The 19,516-nt window shown below is 53.7% G+C and carries 12 protein-coding genes and 1 pseudogene; 5 read left to right on the forward strand and 8 right to left on the reverse strand.

Going from position 1 to position 19,516, the window contains the following annotated elements:
* The first annotated feature begins 25 nt into the window (after positions 1 to 25).
* Positions 26 to 247, forward strand: coding sequence for a catalase (locus AB8809_RS17115; protein ID WP_180778435.1), 222 nt, complete (start codon positions 26 to 28; stop codon positions 245 to 247).
* Here the strand turns inward: AB8809_RS17115 and menE are convergent.
* The 6 genes and pseudogenes from menE to menF all read right to left on the reverse strand — a co-directional run bounded on the left by menE (position 244) and on the right by menF (position 7,573).
* Positions 244 to 1,707, reverse strand: a complete 1,464-nt coding sequence (gene menE / locus AB8809_RS17120) for an o-succinylbenzoate--CoA ligase (RefSeq protein WP_349855087.1) — start codon at positions 1,705 to 1,707, stop codon at positions 244 to 246. The genes AB8809_RS17115 and menE overlap by 4 nt on opposite strands.
* Complete coding sequence (gene menC, locus AB8809_RS17125; RefSeq protein ID WP_349855088.1) at positions 1,695 to 2,666, reverse strand: o-succinylbenzoate synthase; 972 nt, start codon at positions 2,664 to 2,666, stop codon at positions 1,695 to 1,697. Before menC ends, menE begins: the two co-directional genes overlap by 13 nt.
* Positions 2,666 to 3,523 (reverse strand): 1,4-dihydroxy-2-naphthoyl-CoA synthase, encoded by an 858-nt coding sequence (gene menB, locus AB8809_RS17130; RefSeq protein WP_015839401.1) that lies wholly within the window; start codon positions 3,521 to 3,523, stop codon positions 2,666 to 2,668. Before menB ends, menC begins: the two co-directional genes overlap by 1 nt.
* A gap of 5 nt (positions 3,524 to 3,528) precedes the next feature.
* Positions 3,529 to 4,291: pseudogene (gene menH, locus AB8809_RS17135) on the reverse strand (2-succinyl-6-hydroxy-2,4-cyclohexadiene-1-carboxylate synthase).
* A 56-nt stretch (positions 4,292 to 4,347) separates the two neighbouring features.
* Complete coding sequence (gene menD / locus AB8809_RS17140) at positions 4,348 to 6,030, reverse strand: 2-succinyl-5-enolpyruvyl-6-hydroxy-3-cyclohexene-1-carboxylic-acid synthase (RefSeq protein ID WP_349855089.1); 1,683 nt, start codon at positions 6,028 to 6,030, stop codon at positions 4,348 to 4,350.
* Between the two features lie 220 nt (positions 6,031 to 6,250).
* Positions 6,251 to 7,573 (reverse strand): isochorismate synthase MenF, encoded by a 1,323-nt coding sequence (menF, locus tag AB8809_RS17145; protein ID WP_349855091.1) that lies wholly within the window; start codon positions 7,571 to 7,573, stop codon positions 6,251 to 6,253.
* A gap of 459 nt (positions 7,574 to 8,032) precedes the next feature.
* Here menF and AB8809_RS17150 point away from each other — a divergent pair, with 459 nt between their 5' ends.
* From AB8809_RS17150 to rcsB, 3 genes are read left to right on the forward strand one after another with little or no spacing between them, the layout of a single operon-like run.
* Positions 8,033 to 9,202: an MFS transporter gene (locus AB8809_RS17150; RefSeq protein WP_349855093.1), complete on the forward strand. Its 1,170-nt coding sequence runs from the start codon at positions 8,033 to 8,035 to the stop codon at positions 9,200 to 9,202.
* Positions 9,203 to 9,218: 16 nt separating this feature from the next.
* Entirely contained in the window at positions 9,219 to 11,906 is a 2,688-nt protein-coding gene (rcsD, locus tag AB8809_RS17155) for a phosphotransferase RcsD (protein WP_349855094.1), read from the forward strand.
* An 8-nt stretch (positions 11,907 to 11,914) separates the two neighbouring features.
* Positions 11,915 to 12,565, forward strand: coding sequence for a response regulator transcription factor RcsB (gene rcsB, locus AB8809_RS17160; RefSeq protein WP_015839395.1), 651 nt, complete (start codon positions 11,915 to 11,917; stop codon positions 12,563 to 12,565).
* A 37-nt stretch (positions 12,566 to 12,602) separates the two neighbouring features.
* Here the strand turns inward: rcsB and rcsC are convergent, their stop codons facing one another.
* Both rcsC and gyrA read right to left on the reverse strand, forming a co-directional pair.
* A complete protein-coding gene (rcsC, locus tag AB8809_RS17165; RefSeq protein ID WP_180778310.1) occupies positions 12,603 to 15,458 on the reverse strand; it encodes a two-component system sensor histidine kinase RcsC in 2,856 nt (951 codons plus the stop codon).
* A 115-nt stretch (positions 15,459 to 15,573) separates the two neighbouring features.
* A complete protein-coding gene (gene gyrA, locus AB8809_RS17170) occupies positions 15,574 to 18,213 on the reverse strand; it encodes a DNA topoisomerase (ATP-hydrolyzing) subunit A (RefSeq protein ID WP_015839393.1) in 2,640 nt (879 codons plus the stop codon).
* Between the two features lie 265 nt (positions 18,214 to 18,478).
* On the opposite strand from gyrA, the gene ubiG reads away from it, so the two are divergent.
* A complete protein-coding gene (ubiG, locus tag AB8809_RS17175; protein ID WP_349855096.1) occupies positions 18,479 to 19,198 on the forward strand; it encodes a bifunctional 2-polyprenyl-6-hydroxyphenol methylase/3-demethylubiquinol 3-O-methyltransferase UbiG in 720 nt (239 codons plus the stop codon).
* The last annotated feature ends 318 nt before the right edge of the window (positions 19,199 to 19,516 follow it).

The following is a 19,516-nucleotide window of genomic DNA, read 5'->3' on the forward strand; positions in this document are numbered from 1 at the left end:
ACAAAACAGGCAGAAGGAAACGATGATGAGAGAAGGAAAATTAGCGACAGGGAAGCGTGCCGCAGCGATGGATACCCCTCATACGGTGCATGCCGATATGCGCACCCCGATGCGGTTTCAGGACATGTGGTTTCTGGAAAAGCTGGCGCTGTTTGATCGGGAAACCAACGCCAGTTATCAGACGACTCATCAAACTATTCAGCAAAAAAAGGTGACGAAACCCGGTGCCAACGCGTCGGATAGCTAGCGACCAGCCGCGCTGAGCGACCTATTGGACGAAGGGTATATCGCTTTTACCCAGCTTTTCACCTGCTGACGAGAGAGCTTAATCCCACCATTTTTCAGTTCAGTCGGCAGCGCATAATACGCGACCGGACGCTGAAATCCGGCAAGCTGTGGCTGTAGCCAATCACGTACGGCATCAAGTGTCGTGGTGTGCGCTAACTCCACCACCGCGACAGGACGGTGGCCGAACTCCACGTCTTCAACGGGCACAACACAGGCCTGTTGAACATCGGGATGCGTCAACAGCACGGCTTCAATGTTCTCCGGCTGGATCCCTTCCCCACCGCTGAAAAATTGGTTATCCAGACGCCCCAGAATGTGCCATTCGCCCTCGGCAAAGCGCCCGCGATCCCGCGTATGGAACCAACCATCCTCATCGACCAGTGGAATCAGTTTTCCATCACGCCAATAGCCAGCGGCCAGCGTGCTGCCGCGCAGCAGAATTTCATCATCGACCAGCCGGATCTCCCGCCCATGTAGAGGCAGGCCGACACCCGAACGTCCATCGGCGCGTTTTGCGCAGGCTGTAGACGCCAGTTCCGTCAGACCATAACCACACCAGCAGCTCACACCTCGGGCTTCCGCCTGCTGCGTCAGCGCCTGCGGAATCATCGCGCCGCCAAGCAATACGGCTTTCAGTGCCGTGGGGAGAATGTCCTCCGACAACAGTCGCCACAGCTGCGTTGGCACCAGAGAAGCATGGGTACAATCGCGCAGCGCACTGTCTAGAGGCTGATGCGCACGAACCACTATCGTGGCTCCCGTGGCAAGCCAGCGCCAGACAATACCCTGCCCAGACACGTGGAACAGTGGAAGTGACAGCAGCCAACTGTCGCTGGCAGAAAACGCCATCATCCGTACCACCCCTTCCGCGCTGGAGAGATGAGCCGCGAACGTGTGCGCCACCGCTTTCGGCATCCCGCTGGAGCCGGATGTCAGCGTCAGCGTCGCCAGCCGATCGGCCTGCCAGCGCAAATCAGCAAGGCAGCGTTCTTCGATATCGTCGGATAGCAAAGATCCTGATGGTAAAGAAATGGGAGCTAAAGAAAGCGGGCGTACGGCATTCGGCCAGGGGTTATCATTCAGGCACAGGCCATACGCCACATTCAGCGAGGGCAGCAGTGCCTCAGTTACCACATCGGGCAACTGTGGGTTCAGCGGTAGCACGCGTGCACCACACTGCAATAACGCCAGATAGCTGAACAGCATCTGGACGCTATTCTTACCACGTAGCGCAACCGTACTGTCGGCCGTCACACCCTGCAGTGTGAAATGATGCACCAGACAATCCACCTGCCGGGCAAGCGCCTGCCAGCTCCAGCGGGTTTCGTCTGCAATCAACGCGACAGGCTCATTCAACGAAACAGACTGGGGCGTCTGGCTAGCCCAGTGTCGCCACGGCCAGTCGGTCAGGATTGCCATACCACGTCCAGTTGCTCAGCAGCCAGCAGCGGCAACGTGCTTTCCGGCCAGCACTGAATCACCTGCGCCTGCATCAGATCCAACGTATCCAGCCCGGGAATCGTGTCCGGCGTCAGCCATTGCGCCAAACGCGCCAACTGCGTTAATCCCAAACTCGATTCAATACTGGAACTGATCACCGCCGTTAACCCAGCCTGATGCGTGTCCTGCACCAGTTGCTGACAGCGTGCGAGGCTGCCGACCAGCGTCGGCTTAATGACAATCGCACTCACGCCCGGCTCGGCTTCCACCCGAAAATCCGCCTCGCGCACGCTTTCATCCCAGGCAATGCTGATACCCGTTTCCCGCGCAAATTCGCGAGATTCTTCACGGGTTTTGCAAGGTTCTTCGAGGAAGGCAATGCGTGAACGCAATGACGGCGCGACATAGCGGGCAAAACCGTCCGCTTTGGCGCGCGTCCAACTGCGGTTGGCATCCAGACGAAGTTTCAGATCCGGCAAGGCTTCCAGCAGCACGTTAACGATCATGCCGTCACGCACCGCTTCGTAAAGACCGACTTTGATCTTTGCCACTTTCTCGCCCGGCATCGCCTGTAGCATCTCGAACAGCTCATCGGGGTCGCCATTACACAATGGCGCTTTACGATAGTCCGCCGCCTGCGGCAGGTACTGATCCAGTTCGGCCTGTGCACAGCTCAAGCCAAAGGCAACAGATGGTGGAAGATCGTCAGAAAATGTCTGCCCTGCTACCCACGATTGCAGTTGTTCAAGCGCAGCTGATTCCGCCTCCGCCAGCGTTTCCACGCTGAATTCTGGCAGCGGTGCAATCTCGCCCCAGCCCAACCGTTCGCCTTCTTGCAGGCGAACGATAAGACCATCGCGGGTTTTCAGGCGCTGATTGCGCAGCACCACCCCGGCTTCCATCGGCACGCTGTAACGATAGAGAGTGACCCGACGCATTACGGATTCCGTTTGAATTTGCTGAAGTCAGGCTGGCGTTTTTCATTAAACGCGTTACGGCCTTCCTGCCCTTCGTCCGTCATGTAGAACAACATGGTGGCGTTACCCGCCAGTTCCTGCAAACCCGCCTGACCGTCGCAGTCCGCGTTCAGTGCCGCTTTCAGGCAGCGCAGCGCCATCGGGCTGTTTTGCAGCATTTCGCGGCACCAGCGCACGGTCTCTTTTTCCAGATCGGCCAGCGGAACCACGGTGTTTACCAGTCCCATATCCAGCGCTTGCGCCGCATCGTACTGACGGCACAGGAACCAGATTTCACGCGCTTTCTTCTGGCCGACGATGCGCGCCATGTAAGACGCGCCCCAGCCGCCGTCAAAGGAGCCGACACGCGGACCGGTTTGACCGAAGATGGCGTTCTCTGCTGCAATGGTCAGGTCGCACATCATGTGCAGAACGTGTCCACCGCCGATGGAATAGCCAGCTACCATCGCGACAACCGGCTTCGGACAGGTGCGGATCTGGCGCTGGAAATCCAGCACGTTCAGGTGATGCACACCGCTGTCGTCCTGATAGCCGCCGTAGTCGCCACGTACTTTCTGATCGCCGCCGGAACAGAATGCTTTATCACCCGCACCGGTCAGGATGATCGTGCCAATCCCGTCATCGTGACGCGCATTGTCGAGCGCCTGAATCATCTCTTTTACCGTTTGCGGACGGAACGCATTGCGTACCTGAGGACGGTTAATGGTGATTTTGGCAATGCCATCGGCGGATTTGTGGTAGAGGATATCGGCGAAATCGCCGCTGCAATCGTGCCATTCAATCGGTGCGTAAAGCAGTTCTTCACTCGGATAAAGCATAGTTATCAATCCTTAACGGGATGCAAAAAGAAAATCGCGAACCCGCTCGGCATACGCCGTTGGATTCGCCTGATGAGCATTATGGCCCGCCTGCGCGACGCTCAGTAACGGCAGGCCGTAGTGCGCCGCCAGCGTTTGAAATTTCACGTCGCTGGCACCGCATAAGTAAGCAAAAGGTATCGACAGATGTCGAAGGCGTTCTGCCAAAAAAGGCTGTCGCCCCAGCGAGGTGGCTTCCAACATGGCCGCGACAGATGCACCATGATTATCGCTGCGACGCGTAATCAGCTGTTCACGCTGTACTGAATCCACATCAGCAAAGACCGCCTGCTGATACCAGTCCTGCAAGACCGCTGGCAGAGGTTCCTGACGAAAGCGCTGCGCCCAGCGTGCATCATGGTGGGTACGCTCCGTACGCAGCTCGGGCGTCGCCAGACCGGGGTGTCCCCCTTCGACCAATAGCCCCAGCATGCCGTCATGCTGTCCGGTGCAGGCGTGATACATTGCGATACGCCCACCGAGCGAATAGCCCAGCAGCCAATAGCGCGTAATGCCCTGCGCCAGCAGCGTGGCGCTTAGCTGGAGACTCACATCGGCAAAATCGGCAGTGGCAATCGTTCGCGACGCACCGTGCCCGGGTAAATCCACCAACAGCACAGGCCAGTCACGACAAAATGGCAGGACCGGCAGCCAGTCCTCACCGCTGCCTAATAAACCATGCAGGCACACCAGCCACGGCTGCCCAGAAGCCACCGCGCCATGCGTCACCTTCCGGCAGCTTAGCTCTTGAAAGCCTAGACTCTGAGGAACTAGTCTCTGAGAATCTAGTGCGCCCATGTCGCCACCTGCGCGACCAGTTCGTTAAGCGTTGCTGCGCCTTCCTTCGGTTCAACCACAACTTCCAGCAGCGTGACGCCACCTTGTGCCCAGCAATCCGTCACCGTATTTGCCAGTTGTTCCCAGTTATCAGCACGCACGTAATTGAGGCCAAACATCGCGGCAGCGTGGCCGAACTCCACATTTTGCGGCATGCAGTAAAACGTTTCACGCTGTGCAACCGGCGTCGGCAGCAGGGAAAATATCTGGCCGCCATTATTGTTCACCACAATCAACACCAGCGGTGCGGGCGCCTGACGCAGCAACACCAGCGCATTCAAATCGTATAACGCAGAAAGATCGCCGACGATGCCCAGCGTCGGTTTTGCCGTGGCACGCTGCACGCCTGCCAGCGTGGAGATCAGACCATCAATACCGCTGGCACCACGATTACCGTACACCGGATACCCCTGCGGGAGCTGCGCCAGCGCGTCGATCAGCCTCACCACAAGGCTGTTGCCGACAAACAGCTGTCCATCCGGCGGCAACAGCGCCGGGATACGCTGCGCCAGTTGCGCTTCCCCAAAGCGGGAAGCCAAATGGGTATCAATCTGCCGCTGCGTTTTATCGGCAATATCCACCAACATATCAGCCCACGGCGTCTGCTTATGCGCCGGGTGCGCAGAAAGCCATTCGCCCACATCGGCGACCAGACGGCGTCCGCGATGGTGGGCCGGATCCAGCCGTCCCGGCAGATCGTCAATTAACCAAAATTCTTGCGGCTGGCACTGTTCCTGCCATTGCAGCAGACGTTTCCCTGTCAGGCTACCGCCGAACTGCAAGACAATCTCTGCCTGCCGTAAGCGATCCGCCGCGTCGGGATGCGCCAGCCAGATATCCGCGCAGGGTAACGGCTGCCCGCTTTGCGACAGGACATCACCAATCAGCGGCCAGCCCAATTCGTTCGCCCACGCGGCGAGGCGCACTCCCTGTTCGGGACTCACGCGACCAGCGAGAACGACGCCGCGCTTCTGCCGCCACTGCGGCCAGTCCGGCTGTACCGCCAGAGTGCTCTGGCGCATTTCACGCAGCCAGGGTTCACGGCTGTCCCACCAGTCACCCAGCGCCATCAGCCAATCCTGATACGCCGTGCCGTCATCGGCACCGTACAGCGGTTCAGCAAAGGGGCAATTAATGTGCAGCGCACCGTGCGCCAGTCGCGCCATGGCGCTATCCACAGAGGAAACCAGCCAGCTAGCCGGGATGTCAGGCGTGGGACGCGGCAAATCCAGCGCCTGCGTAGGATGTGAAGCATACAGTGCATGCTGACGAATCGCCTGATTCGCCCCGCAGTCAATCAGCTCCGGCGGGCGGTCGGCCGTCAGCACCACCAGCCGTTCGCCGGTCAGTCCGGCTTCAATGATGGCCGGATAAAGATTCGCGGCAGCCGTACCTGACGTCACGATAATCGCAACCGGTTCACGCGAGGCTTTTGCCAGCCCCAGCGCCAGATGCCCGAGCCCTCGCTCGTCAAAATGCGTGTGGCAAATCAGCGCGTGATTGTCCGCCGCAGACAAGGTCAGCGGGGTGGAGCGAGAACCAGGCGCGATGCAGACATGCCGGACGCCGTGGCGGGTCAGCGATTCCAGCAGTAATGTAGCCCAGCGGCGATTAAATACACTTGTTGACATGATGTACTCAACAACTCAGGTTGCAGGTTATTCCCGCCATCTTCCTGTGTACTGGCTGTACGCTCACAGAAAATGATGGATATAGACAAAATACGAATGATCAAACTGTTGGCGGCCTGGTTGCCCTTCAGCAAACATCAAGATCGGCACTATTATATTTTTTTTTATCACGCTGACTTTGATATAAACCATTACCTGACACAACAACCATAAAACAAAACTATGACATATCACCGTCTAACAGGGATCTCAGCCCTGCGGCTTTGTTTTCCAACTCCTGCCATTCTTGTTCTGGATCAGAACCAGCCACAATTCCGGCACCGGCATAGAGCGTCAAAATATGATCCCGCACTTCAGCCGAACGTAACGCCACGCTAAATTCAGACTGCTGACGAGACAGGTAACCCGCCGACCCAGCGTACCAGCCGCGTTCAAATGGTTCATGTTCGGCAATAAAACGGCGCGCCTCTTGCCTCGGTAAACCCGCCACCGCCGCCGTGGGCTGTAATGCATTCAGGCACGCGCTATCGGACGCAGTTCGCAAAGTGGCGTGAATGGTACGGCGCAGGTGCTGCACTTTACGCAGGCGCACAATTTCCGGCGGCATCACATCCAGCGACAGCGCCGACTGCTGTAACCGCTGGCAAATATCATCCACCACCAGCATGTTCTCACACTGATTTTTGGTGTCATTCATCAGCCAGTCGCCCAGTTCAGCGGCTTTGTGCGCATCGCGATCGCTTGCCACCGTTCCCGCCAGCGCTTCCGTTTCCAGTTCGCTCCCCCGACGGCGATAAAGCCGCTCCGGGCTGGAACCAAGAAACGCATGACGCGCGTCGTGCGCCAGCATGAAATGGAAGCAGTGGTGATTTGCCGCCCGGCTGGCGGCCATAAAGGTGGTCGCCTGTAGCGGCTGCGTCAACGTTAGCGTCGTCGTGCGCGCCAGAACGACCTTTTCCATCAGCCCTGCTTTGATGTCGTGCAGCGCCCGCTGGAGCAAATTAATCCATCCCTGACGCTCCGGCTGATGCCCGACGGACTGCACCTCCGCATGTAAAAGAGGCGACGGCGCAGGCGGCAGAAGCAGATTAAGAAACGCCGAGGCTTCGGCGGCATCCTGTTGCAATGAGGTATCGCTGAACAGATTAATGCTTAGACTGAGCGTATCATCCTGACGCCGCAATTCTGCCCGGGGCAAAAACAGGTAGCCAGGTGAAGACGTGCCGCTTTCTTTTATCTGGTTAAACGCATTCAGCCCCCAGATACGCACGTTGGGATCGCACTGCTGCTGAGCAAGAAATGCTTCTGCATCCTGAAGATGACGAAACCCACACACGTTGCCGCAAACGGCGGCTTCTTCACGATCCTGACGATGTTGCCAATAGAACTGCGGGTACACTGGCTGAGTCGCCAGCCACGGCAATAGCTCAGACGTATCGCTGAGGGTTAATGAACGCGTTATTTGTCTGAAACCTGCGCGTTCAGGCTGTGGCTCGCGCAAATCCTGCTGCAAATGCCGCAGCAAGTCGGAAAGTTGTTTCACCGTCACCCCGGAGACCTAACACAAAGTAGGGGATTATACGGGAAAAAAACACGCCGTGGGTGAGAGGTTACGCAAGAGTAAAAGGCTACCCTCAGCAGGGTAAGCTCCATCGCATTTTTTATGACGTGCCGTTGCTGATGCAACGTTAAAAATTTCTCCCGGAAATTTTACCTCATGAGGGTTATCCGCATAACCATAACGATGCGAGCAGGCTAAAATCGCATCAAACGGCAAAACGGCGCGTATGTATCGCTTTAAAATCCCACTCCATCATCATTATTGCTTCAATTGATCTATTCTTTTGCCGATTATCTAATCGGCATTTTTTTGCGCGCGATACTGCCTCAGAAAATGCTGTTCCCCTTCCCTCTCAAACCGCACGCCAGGATTCTTTCCATTCAGACCGCTAATTATGGTAAAAATAGGCCCTTGTTACGTCGACCGGATAGTCTCGTCAGGATGAGTACAACACTGAATTCCAACCCGTTATGCGTCAATCAGCCTCTGCCGGGCAAAAAGGCACAGACAGCGACGCGCATCGTTTTCTTTGTTGCGGGTTTCGCCATGGCCTCCTGGGCACCGCTGGTGCCATTTGTCAAAACGCGGCTGGCTATCAGTGATGCCTCTCTGGGGATGTTGCTACTTTCTCTTGGTATTGGTTCTCTGCTGGCTATGCCGCTCACCGGTTTCCTCACCAGCAAGCTAGGGTGTCGCAGCGTGATTTTGCTGGCAAGCGCACTGCTTTGTCTGGTATTGCCCGCATTGACGCAGGCAGGCACATTACCCGTGATGGCGATGACGCTGCTCTTTTTCGGCGCGTCTATCGGCATGATCGATGTTGCGATGAATATTCAGGCCGTCATCGTAGAACGAGCCAGCGGCAGGGCGATGATGTCCGGTTTTCATGGTTTCTTTAGCGTCGGGGGGATTGTCGGCGCAGGCGGCGTCAGCGCCCTGCTGTGGCTTGGACTCTCCCCGCTAATGGCCATCCTGACGATGGTTGCGCTGGTACTGATATTTATGACAGTGGCGCACAAACACCTGCTGCGCACCACGAATCAGGATGACGGCGGCCCACTGTTTGTCATCCCGCGCGGCTGGGTGATGTTCATTGGTTCATTGTGCTTCATCATGTTTCTGGCCGAAGGTTCCATATTGGACTGGAGCGCCCTCTTTTTAACGGTTGAACGCAACCTGAGCGGCGCGCAGGCAGGCATGGGCTATGCCGCGTTTTCCGTCGCGATGACGCTGGGCAGACTGAACGGCGACCGTATCGTTAATGCGCTTGGACGCTACGCGATTCTTACCGGCGGTAGCCTCTGTGCCGCACTCGGTCTGGTGTTAGCGATCAGTATTGATAATGCGATCACCGCGATTCTCGGCTTTGTGATGGTCGGCATCGGCGCATCCAATGTGGTACCGATTCTTTTCAGCGCAGCGGGAAATCAAAAGATCATGCCGCCCAATCTGGCCATCGCCTCGATTACAACCGTGGGCTACGCTGGTATTCTGATCGGCCCGACCATTCTCGGCTTTATTGCACAGTTCAGCAATTTGGCTACCGCATTCGGGTTTGTCGCACTGTTGTTGCTGGGCGTCAGCGCCAGTGCGCGTGCCGTCATCCGCTAATCAGGAGCGTTAATTGATGCCAGCCATGATTCTGCGTTATTTTTCTCTCCTTACGGTGTTATCGATCCTGATTACCGGAACGTTCAGCTATAGCTACATCAACGACTTGCTGGCGGACAAAAAACACTCTCTGACAACCATTGCCCAGGGCATACAAAAACGTGTCGATACCTACCGTTTCTTCACCTACCAAATATACGGCAGCCTGAACAGCGAACCGTCCGCGAGCGATACCAACATTACCGCCATTAATTTAATGCCTAATGTTTTCTACGTAGAAAAAAATGGTCAGAAAACGGACGCCCTGATTTTTGGGCAACACGATAAAGGCACGCTGACGTCGGTTCGTCGGATATCACGCTATCTGGATATTCTCTGGGGAGCGGAGAACAGCGTCTATTCCATGTATTACCTGAATGGTATCGACAATAGCCTGACGATGATTTCTACGCAGACCCTGAAAGATATCTCTTCGCAGTTCCGCGGCAATTATATTACGGTCATCGCCGAAGCCCGCCGGACAGAAATGCTGCAACAGGCGAATGTGTTAGACGAGCGCGAAAGTTTTTCCCCGCTGCGTAAATTACGCTTCTATAACGACTACTATTTTACGCTGCGCACCACATTCAATCAGCCAGGCCATCTGGCGACAATTCTTGCCTTCGACCTGCCGATTAATGATTTAATCCCAGACACGATTCCGCGTGAGCACCTTATGCTGAAGCCGGATACGCCCGCGGCCAGCAATATGGACAGCAGCAGTAATGGCGAAAGTTCAGCTGACGTGCAGCTTCATGGCTCCAATATTGAAATCTCCGCTACGCTCGTTAATGCACCGCTGAAAATCGTTTTTCAGGTTCCCGTAAAAACCCTGATTATTGATTCATTGCGTAATAACGTCTGGCTTCTGCTGCTGAATCTGGTTCTGCTGATTTTATCCCTCGCTGGCTTTTATCTTTTCCGTCGGAAGTATGCACATCCCGTAGAGGATTTATCGCATCAGTTGGAAAAGAAGCTGGATATTTACCGTGAAACCACGAGCAGAATTCCGATGGGCGTGCTGGTTTATGACTTCAGCAGCAATAAAATCATCATACAAAATGAGCGTGCCGAGCATTTACTTCCGCACCTGAGCCTGCAAAAAATCACCAATATGGCGGACGAACATCAGGGCGTTATTCAGGTCACGATCAATAATGAAATGTATGAAATCCGCCAAATTCGTAGCCAATATTCGCCTGATTATTGCCTCTTCCTGCTGCGTGAACAGGATAAAGAGATTCTGGTACAGCGGAAGTTGCTGCTAGCTCAGCGTGAATATGAGAAGAATATTCATGCCAGAAAACGCTTATTCCAAAACCTGCTCAGCGAATTCAAACAGCCATTGATTTCACTGCAACAGCATATTCATACGCTGCGCCACAGCGGTACGGAAACGATACAGACACCAACACTAGATCAGCTAACGGCAGATACTCGCTGTGCTATCGAACTGCTGGAAAATATCGCCTTGCACGAAAAGCTCGAAGCGCAGGAATGGACCGTGGTCAACAACAGCTTTTCGCTGCTGGCCCTAATGGACAATGTTCTTCTTGAGCTACTACCGCGATTGAACCAAAAAGGTCTGGCTCTGTTTCATCATTACAACCTGGATAGTAATCAAACTTACGTGGGTGATGCCGAGCTGTTGAAAAAGACGCTGGCGCTGCTGCTGAATTATTCAGTGACCAATACGGATTACGGCAAGATTACCGTGTCGGTTGACAGAAAAAATAATGAGTCGGATACGTTGATTATTCAGGTCAGCGATACGGGAACGCATGTTTCAGGCAAAGAGCAGGAAAATATCCGTCATCCTTTCCTGCACCCCGCCACTTCCGATCGTTTCGGACAAAATTCAGGATTGACCTTATTTTTGTGTAATCAACTCTGTAATAAACTGGGCGGTGCGTTAACCATCAACAGTAAGTCCGGGTTAGGTACACACTATATTCTGACGCTAAAACTGGAGCCGGAAGCGCTTCCCGTTGAGGAAGAAAAACTGCTGGATGGTATTACCATTCTGCTGGATGTGACATCTGATGAAGTACAGCATATTGTCGGCAATATGCTGACGGGCTGGGGAGCAAATTATCTGGTTAGCGATGAACGCCAGATTAATCAGGAAGCAGATATCTGCATTACTGACGACCCGGAGAACAAGACAGATTATACGCTGCTGTTGAGTCACGACGATGACACATTAACGCCTTTGGGCCCGCGCCGTTTGCGGGTGAATTATAATATCAGCCACCTCCTGCTGGAGGCATTACTGAAGCTGATTGAGCTACAACTGGAAACATCACCCGATGCGCTACAGGAAGGGGAACAGGATGATGTCGAGTTTTACGCCGCACAATTGGCATCAAGCGACTATTATTCGCTGTTCGTGGAGACAGTACCGGATGATTTAAAGAGGCTGTATACTGAAGCGGAAGCAGGCGATTTTCCGTCACTTTCGCAGACGGCACACCGGCTGAAAGGCGTGTTTGCCATGCTGAATCTGCATCCTGGCAAACTGTTGTGTGAACAGCTTGAACAGCATATTACCGCGCATGATAGTGAAGAGATCGACGCAAACCTTCATAAGATTGAAAGGTTTGTCAGTGCACTACTATCCCCAGAAGAACCTAAAGGGCAGCAAGGTAGCCAACAAGATGAGTAACCAAAACGATGAGTAACTTAAACGTAATTATTGCCGACGACCACCCTATTGTCCTTTTTGGCATCAAAAAATCGCTTGAGCAGATTGAATGGGTCAATGTGGTTGGCGAATTTGAAGACTCAACAGCGCTGATCAACAACCTGCCTAAGCTGGACGCTAACGTTTTAATTACCGATTTATCCATGCCTGGCGATAAATACGGCGATGGCATCACCCTCATTAAATACATTAAGCGCCATTTTCCTCATCTCTCTATTATTGTTCTCACCATGAATAATAATCCGGCGATTCTGAGCGCGGTGCTGGATTTGGATATCGAAGGTATCGTTCTGAAACAGGGCGCGCCGACCGATTTACCCAAAGCGCTGGCTGCCCTGCAAAAAGGGAAGAAGTTCACGCCGGACAGCGTATCCAAAGTGTTGGAGAAAATCAGCGCCAGCGGCTACGGTGACAAACGCCTGTCACCGAAAGAAAGTGAAGTGCTGCGCCTGTTTGCCGAAGGTTTTTTGGTCACCGAAATCGCCAAAAAACTCAACCGCAGTATCAAAACGATCAGTAGCCAGAAGAAGTCAGCGATGACCAAGCTGGGCGTCGACAACGATATCGCCCTGTTGAACTATCTGTCTTCCGTTAACGGCGGCGCAACGCAGGTCGACTAAGCCTTTCCTCACCTGCGCCAGCAACCGCTGGTGCAGGTTATTCTCCAGATGTTCTCGCCTGACGCACCACGTTACTGTAATACGCCAGCGCCTGCTGCAAGGTATCCAGCGTAACCGGTTTTGACAAACAGTTATCCATCCCCGCGCCGAGGCAACGTTCCCTTTCTTCCGCCAATGCATTCGCCGTCACGCCGATAACCGGGAAGCGTAACCCCTGCTCACGCATGCGTTGTGTAAACAGATAACCATCCATATTCGGCATATTGACATCCGTCAGTACGATATCGATATGGTTTTTGCTCAATACACCCAGCGCATCGACGCCATCATTTGCCGTTATGGCCTGATATCCCAGAGAACCCAGCTGATCCGCCAGCAGTCGGCGGTTGATGGGGTGATCGTCAACCACGAGAATCATAATGTCGCCATTCTCATCCCGCACATAGCTGGCCAGCGGCGGTGAAATCTCGGTGTGCGTTCTGTCCTCGTTTTCTGAACGATAGATTTTCTCCAGCAAATCGGGCAGATGTTGAGGTGTGGATGTCCCTTGTACCCAGTGTCCTGCACTCACTTCCTGCGCTGCTCCATTATGGGCGCCGCTCATTACAATATGTGCCCGAACAGTGACATCCTCTTCTGATACATAATCGCTAATCATCACATCATCAGACGACACGGTTTGATTCTGATAGCGCGCCACCTGCAATCCCTGATCCTGCAACAGCGTCAGCAGATAAGCTTCCAGTCGGGCATTACGTATTCTCAACCAGCACATCTTCCCTTGCAGGCTGGCATTGATCGCCGCAGGCGCATAACGTGCTTTATACAGCGGAATTCTGACGCCAAACAGGCTGCCGAGCCCCGGTTCCGACTCGATGGTAATGTCTCCATCCATCAGATTGACCAGCTTTTCACAAATTGCCAGCCCTAGCCCCGTCCCCTGAAAATGACGCTGAACGCCGCTCCCCGCCTGGAAGAACGGATCAAACAGCTTCACCGCCTCGCGGGGTTGAATCCCTACACCGGTATCACGCACCACAAATTCCAGATAGCCATCGCGGCAGCCAACTTCAAAAATGATGCAGCCCGTGTCCGTAAACTTGATGGCATTACTCAGCAGGTTAGACAATACCTGCTGCAAACGTACAGGATCGCCAAACAGGCTGACCGGTACTTTTGGATCGATAAAGCAGTACAGCGTCAGGCGCTTTTTCACCACCAGTGGAAGATAGTTGCTGGTGATATGGCTGATAACCTCATGCGGCGCAAACTCACAAGGTTCTATCTTCAACTGCTCCGACTCGATCTTGGAAAAATCGAGAATATCGCTGATGATCTTCAGCAGTAGCGAGGAGGAATTGTTCATCGCCGCCACCAGACGGTTGGCGTCCTGCGGCAGCGATTTGGTTTGCAGCAAATCGAGGTTACCGATAATCCCGTACAGCGGCGTACGCAACTCATGGCTGACGGTGGCCAGGAACATCGATTTAGACTGGCTTGCCTGCTCGGCGGCATTCGCCATTTCCTGTAGCGACTCTTCCATTTTGACGCGCGCACTGACATCCAGCAGCACACAAATCGCCACGTTTTCATTACGATAGCGCGAATGGACAAAACTGATTTGCAGGTGATGATTGCGGCTGGTCATGACATCCACAAACTTGGACTGCTGCTCGCAAATGATGCGGGTAATGCGCAGCCTGTCCTCGTGGGTCAGCAGGTTGAGATAGTTGTGCGCCAGCTCGTTACTGAGGATGTTCGTACCGTCATTGATACGCAGGATACAAATCCCTACCGGTGCCGAAGCCACAATTTTGCGGTTGAATTGCTCGTTCTCTTCCAACTGGAACGCATTCACTTCTGCTGGCAGCAGCATTTTCCGCTCAAACACCAGCGCCAGCACAAACAGCAAGATAGCCGATAGCATATTCAGCACCAGCATATTGATCATCAAGGCACTGATATGGGAGAGCAACACCTTTAACGGCAGCGAATACACGATACTGAATGACGTCGGCGGCAGCGACTTCTTCAAAATGAGTTCATCATAACCATTCACATAGCCGAAATAGTTATGATCGGAGGGATAGCCATCTACCGACGAAGCGTAACGCCCTTTATCATCGGAAAACTGCAAAACCACCTGATTATATTGATCCAGCAACCGCGCCCCAATCGGGAATTTACCTATAGTGACGAAGTCATCCAGACGAATCGTCTGTTCAATCCCCATGATGACTTCCAGCTTGTTATCCACATAAATCGGCGTCAGCGCATATAAATAGCCGACATCGGGGATAGACGCGGGGGTAATCCAATAGAGCGTTTCATCGCGCCCGGTTTGGGTGCGATTCTTCTTCTGATCCTGAAACCGATCCTGCACGTTTTTAAGCAAGTTATCGCGGTCGAGCGACTGGTTACGGATGCCAAAATCAACCATACAGCGCCGATCGCCGCCGACAAAAAAGACCCGGTTAAGATCGTAGACGGCAGAGAAATTATCCTGCCAGCCGTTAAAGAAATGACTTAATGAAAGCAGTGCCGCATTCCCGCCATATTGCGTGGAACAGGTTGCACCAGGCGCAAGCGAATAAACGGAGACACCAGGGCCTCCTTCCATTGGCGATTCTGCTTTTTCTCGCGCCAGCACCAACCGATTTGCCGCCAGATACTGGAGTTCTCGCACAATATCCGATGCGTGTCGAATATAGCCCTGCGACTGATCAAAGCTGAGGTTATACTCCTGCCGCAGTTCTGACTCTTTTCCATTCAATACTTTAGTGACATAAAAAACGGATATCAGCGCGCCCAGCACCCACAGCATGATCGCCAGAACCCGAAACAAATAGCGGGAAACTTTTAACGTGGTATGGAATGAGGCGAGATATTTCAAGTGGATACCGTTGAATAATGGAAGGACCCGTTTGCTGATACACTACCGAGTGTCGATAAAAAAAGCCAGCGCATCGCGCTGGCTTACTCGACTCATTCCGGTTTAATGGAAAGGCTTATTCGTCATCTTCTGCGATATCATCATCGCCATCAATGTCGTCGATAGCATCATCGTCTTCGGCGATCTCGCCTTCAACTTTTACTACGCCATCCAGCTCTTCATCTTCTACCGGCTCGGCTACACGCTGCAGGCCAACAACATTTTCGTCTTCCGCCGTACGAATCAGCGTCACGCCCTGCGTGTTACGGCCAACGATGCTGACTTCAGACACGCGCGTACGCACCAGCGTTCCCGCATCGGTGATCATCATGATCTGGTCTGCGGCATCAACCTGAACCGCGCCAACCACTTTACCGTTACGTTCGCTGACCTTGATAGAGATAACCCCTTTCGTCGCACGCGACTTGGTTGGGTACTCGTTCACGGCAGTACGCTTACCAAAACCATTTTGCGTAACGGTCAGGATATCGCCTTCGCCACGAGGAATGATCAGCGAAACAACGCGATCTTCACCTTGCAGATTAATACCACGAACACCCGTTGCCGTGCGGCCCATAGAACGCACCGCCTGTTCGGAGAAGCGAACCACTTTACCTTCAGCAGAGAACAGCATCGCTTCGTCGCTGCCATCGGTCAGGTCGACGCCAATCAGCTCATCACCTTCGTTCAGGTTAACCGCGATGATCCCCGCGCTGCGCGGACGGCTGAATTCCGTCAGCGACGTTTTCTTCACAGTACCGCTCGCGGTTGCCATGAAGATGTGGCGGCCTTCTTCGTATTCACGTACCGGCAGAATCGCGGTGATACGCTCATCCGCTTCAAGCGGCAGCAGGTTGACGATCGGGCGACCGCGCGCGCCACGGCTGGCTTCCGGCAGTTGGTACACCTTCATCCAGTACAGACGACCACGGCTGGAGAAGCACAGAATCGTGTCGTGGGTGTTTGCCACCAGCAGACGATCGATAAAGTCTTCTTCTTTTATACGCGCGGCAGATTTACCTTTGCCCCCACGGCGCTGTGCTTCGTAATCGCTCAGCGGCTGATACTTCACGTAACCCTGATGAGACAGCGTAACGACAACATCTTCCTGATTAATCAGATCTTCGATGTTGATGTCGGCGCTGTTCGCCGTGATTTCTGTACGACGCTCATCGCTGTACTGGGTTTTAATCGCTTCCAGTTCTTCGCGGATAACTTCCATCAGGCGCTCAGGGCTGTTGAGGATATAAAGCAGCTCGGCGATTTCCGCCAGCAGCGCTTTATATTCATCCAGCAGCTTTTCGTGCTCCATGCCGGTCAGTTTCTGCAAACGCAGATCCAGAATCGCCTGCGCCTGCTGTTCCGTCAGGTAGTAACGACCGTCACGGATGCCGAACTCCGGCTCCAGCCATTCTGGACGCGCGGCATCATCGCCCGCACGTTCCAGCATCGCTGCCACGCTGCCCAGTTCCCACGCTTGTGCGATCAGCGAGGCTTTCGCTTCAGCAGGTGATGGAGCACGGCGAATCAGTTCGATAATCGGATCGATGTTCGCCAGCGCAATCGCCAGACCTTCCAGGATATGGGCGCGGTCACGGGCTTTACGCAGTTCAAAAATGGTACGACGCGTCACCACTTCGCGGCGGTGGCGCACAAACGCAACCAGAATGTCCTTCAGCGGCATAATCTTCGGCTGGCCCTGATGCAGAGCGACCATGTTGATGCCGAATGAGGTCTGAAGCTGCGTCTGGGAATACAGATTATTCAGGACCACTTCACCCACGGCGTCACGCTTAATCTCGATGACGATACGCATACCGTCTTTATCGGATTCGTCACGCAGTGCGCTGATGCCTTCGATACGCTTGTCTTTAACCAGCTCGGCAATTTTCTCGATCAGGCGCGCTTTGTTCACCTGATACGGAATTTCGTGCACGATGATAGTTTCACGTCCGGTTTTCGCGTCGGCTTCCACTTCGGCGCGCGCACGGATGTAAATTTTACCACGCCCGGTGCGATAGGCTTCTTCAATACCGCGTCGGCCATTGATGATCGCCGCTGTCGGAAAGTCCGGGCCTTTGATGTGTTCCATCAATCCTTCAAGGCTGATGTTTTCATCGTCGATATACGCCAGACAGCCGTTCACGACTTCCGTCAGGTTGTGCGGTGGAATGTTTGTTGCCATCCCGACGGCGATACCGGAAGAACCGTTAACCAGCAGGTTGGGAATACGCGTTGGCATGACGTCAGGAATCTGCTCGGTGCCGTCATAGTTCGGCACAAAATCGACCGTCTCTTTTTCGAGATCGGCCAGCAGTTCATGAGCAATTTTCGACATGCGAATTTCGGTATAACGCATCGCCGCCGCGGAGTCGCCGTCAATCGAACCGAAGTTACCCTGACCATCAACCAGCATGTAGCGCAGTGAGAAAGGTTGCGCCATACGCACGATGGTTTCATAAACGGCTGAGTCGCCGTGCGGGTGGTATTTACCGATGACATCCCCGACGACACGGGCGGATTTTTTATACGGTTTGTTCCAGTCGTTGCCCAGTACGCTCATCGCATACAGTACGCGGCGGTGTACCGGTTTAAGTCCATCACGAACATCTGGTAATGCACGTCCGACAATAACGGACATCGCATAATCCAGATACGAGCTTTTCAGCTCTTCTTCAATGTTGACCGGTGTGATTTCTCTGGCAAGGTCGCTCATGGAGCCGCTATCCCTCTATTTAGGCATCTACCCGTGTTCAGAAAAGTGAACCGTTCAGTAAGGTGAACTGTTCAAAAGGTGAAAAATTATATCACAAAGCGCCGTTTCGGGGGAAACTCCCTTCCACCCTGAACAGACTGTTTTGCCACTGAGCCTTTATTTTGCAGAGAAAGGTATCCCGCAGAGAAAAACGACACCGCTGCACGTTGCGACACGAGGGAGTATACTCGCGGCAGTAAAAGATGACGAAAGGCAGCGATAACAGATGAATGTAGAAAATCAAACTCCGAACGTTGACCATCAGGAGATTGCCAAATTTGAGGCTATCGCTTCACGCTGGTGGGATTTAGAAGGTGAATTCAAACCGTTACACCGCATTAATCCACTGCGTCTGGGCTATATTTCGCAGCGCGCGGAAGGCCTGTTCGGCAAGAAAGTGCTGGATGTCGGCTGCGGTGGCGGCATTCTAGCCGAGAGCATGGCGCGCGAAGGCGCGGATGTTACCGGACTCGATATGGGTGCAGAACCGCTACAGGTCGCGCGTCTGCATGCGCTGGAAAGCGGTGTCGCCGTCAATTACGTGCAGGAAACGGTAGAAGCCCATGCACAGGCGCATCCGGGCCTCTACGATGTCGTCACCTGTATGGAAATGCTGGAACACGTTCCCGACCCGCAATCCGTGGTGCAGGCCTGCGCTAAATTGGTCAAACCCGGCGGACACGTCTTTTTTTCCACCATCAACCGCAACGCGAAAGCGTGGATGATGGCCGTTATCGGCGCCGAGTATGTGCTAAAAATGGTGCCGCGCGGCACGCACGACATTAAGAAATTCATCCGCCCGGCTGAGCTGATGCACTGGGTTGACAGTACGCCGCTGCGCGAAAAGCATATCACCGGGCTGCACTACAACCCGCTGACAGACCACTTTAAGCTCGGTACAAACGTGGACGTGAACTACATGCTGCACACGCGCCACGATAAATAGAGCGGATTCGGAGTATTCTTAAAAGCTGCGCGGTTTTTTGCCGCGCGCCTTCATCCATCTGGTGCCAAAACCAGCAAAGTCTTCAGGTTTTCTTTTTCTTATCAGAACCCAGAATAATATTGACATCGCTACAGGCCTTATCAGATGAGGTTTTTAACAAAATATCCTTTCTCAAACCTTTAAATTAACGAAAAATCAACTCTTGTTCTTCAAAGAATCCCCACTACAATACTCACCATGTAGTAGCCGTTTATCAAAAAATATCTATATCTAGTATTTATCCACAGAGTTAGTCACAGGGTTGTTTCTGTGAATAAA

The sequence above is a fragment of the Pectobacterium aroidearum genome, from assembly GCF_041228105.1.
GTDB lineage: Bacteria > Pseudomonadota > Gammaproteobacteria > Enterobacterales > Enterobacteriaceae > Pectobacterium > Pectobacterium aroidearum.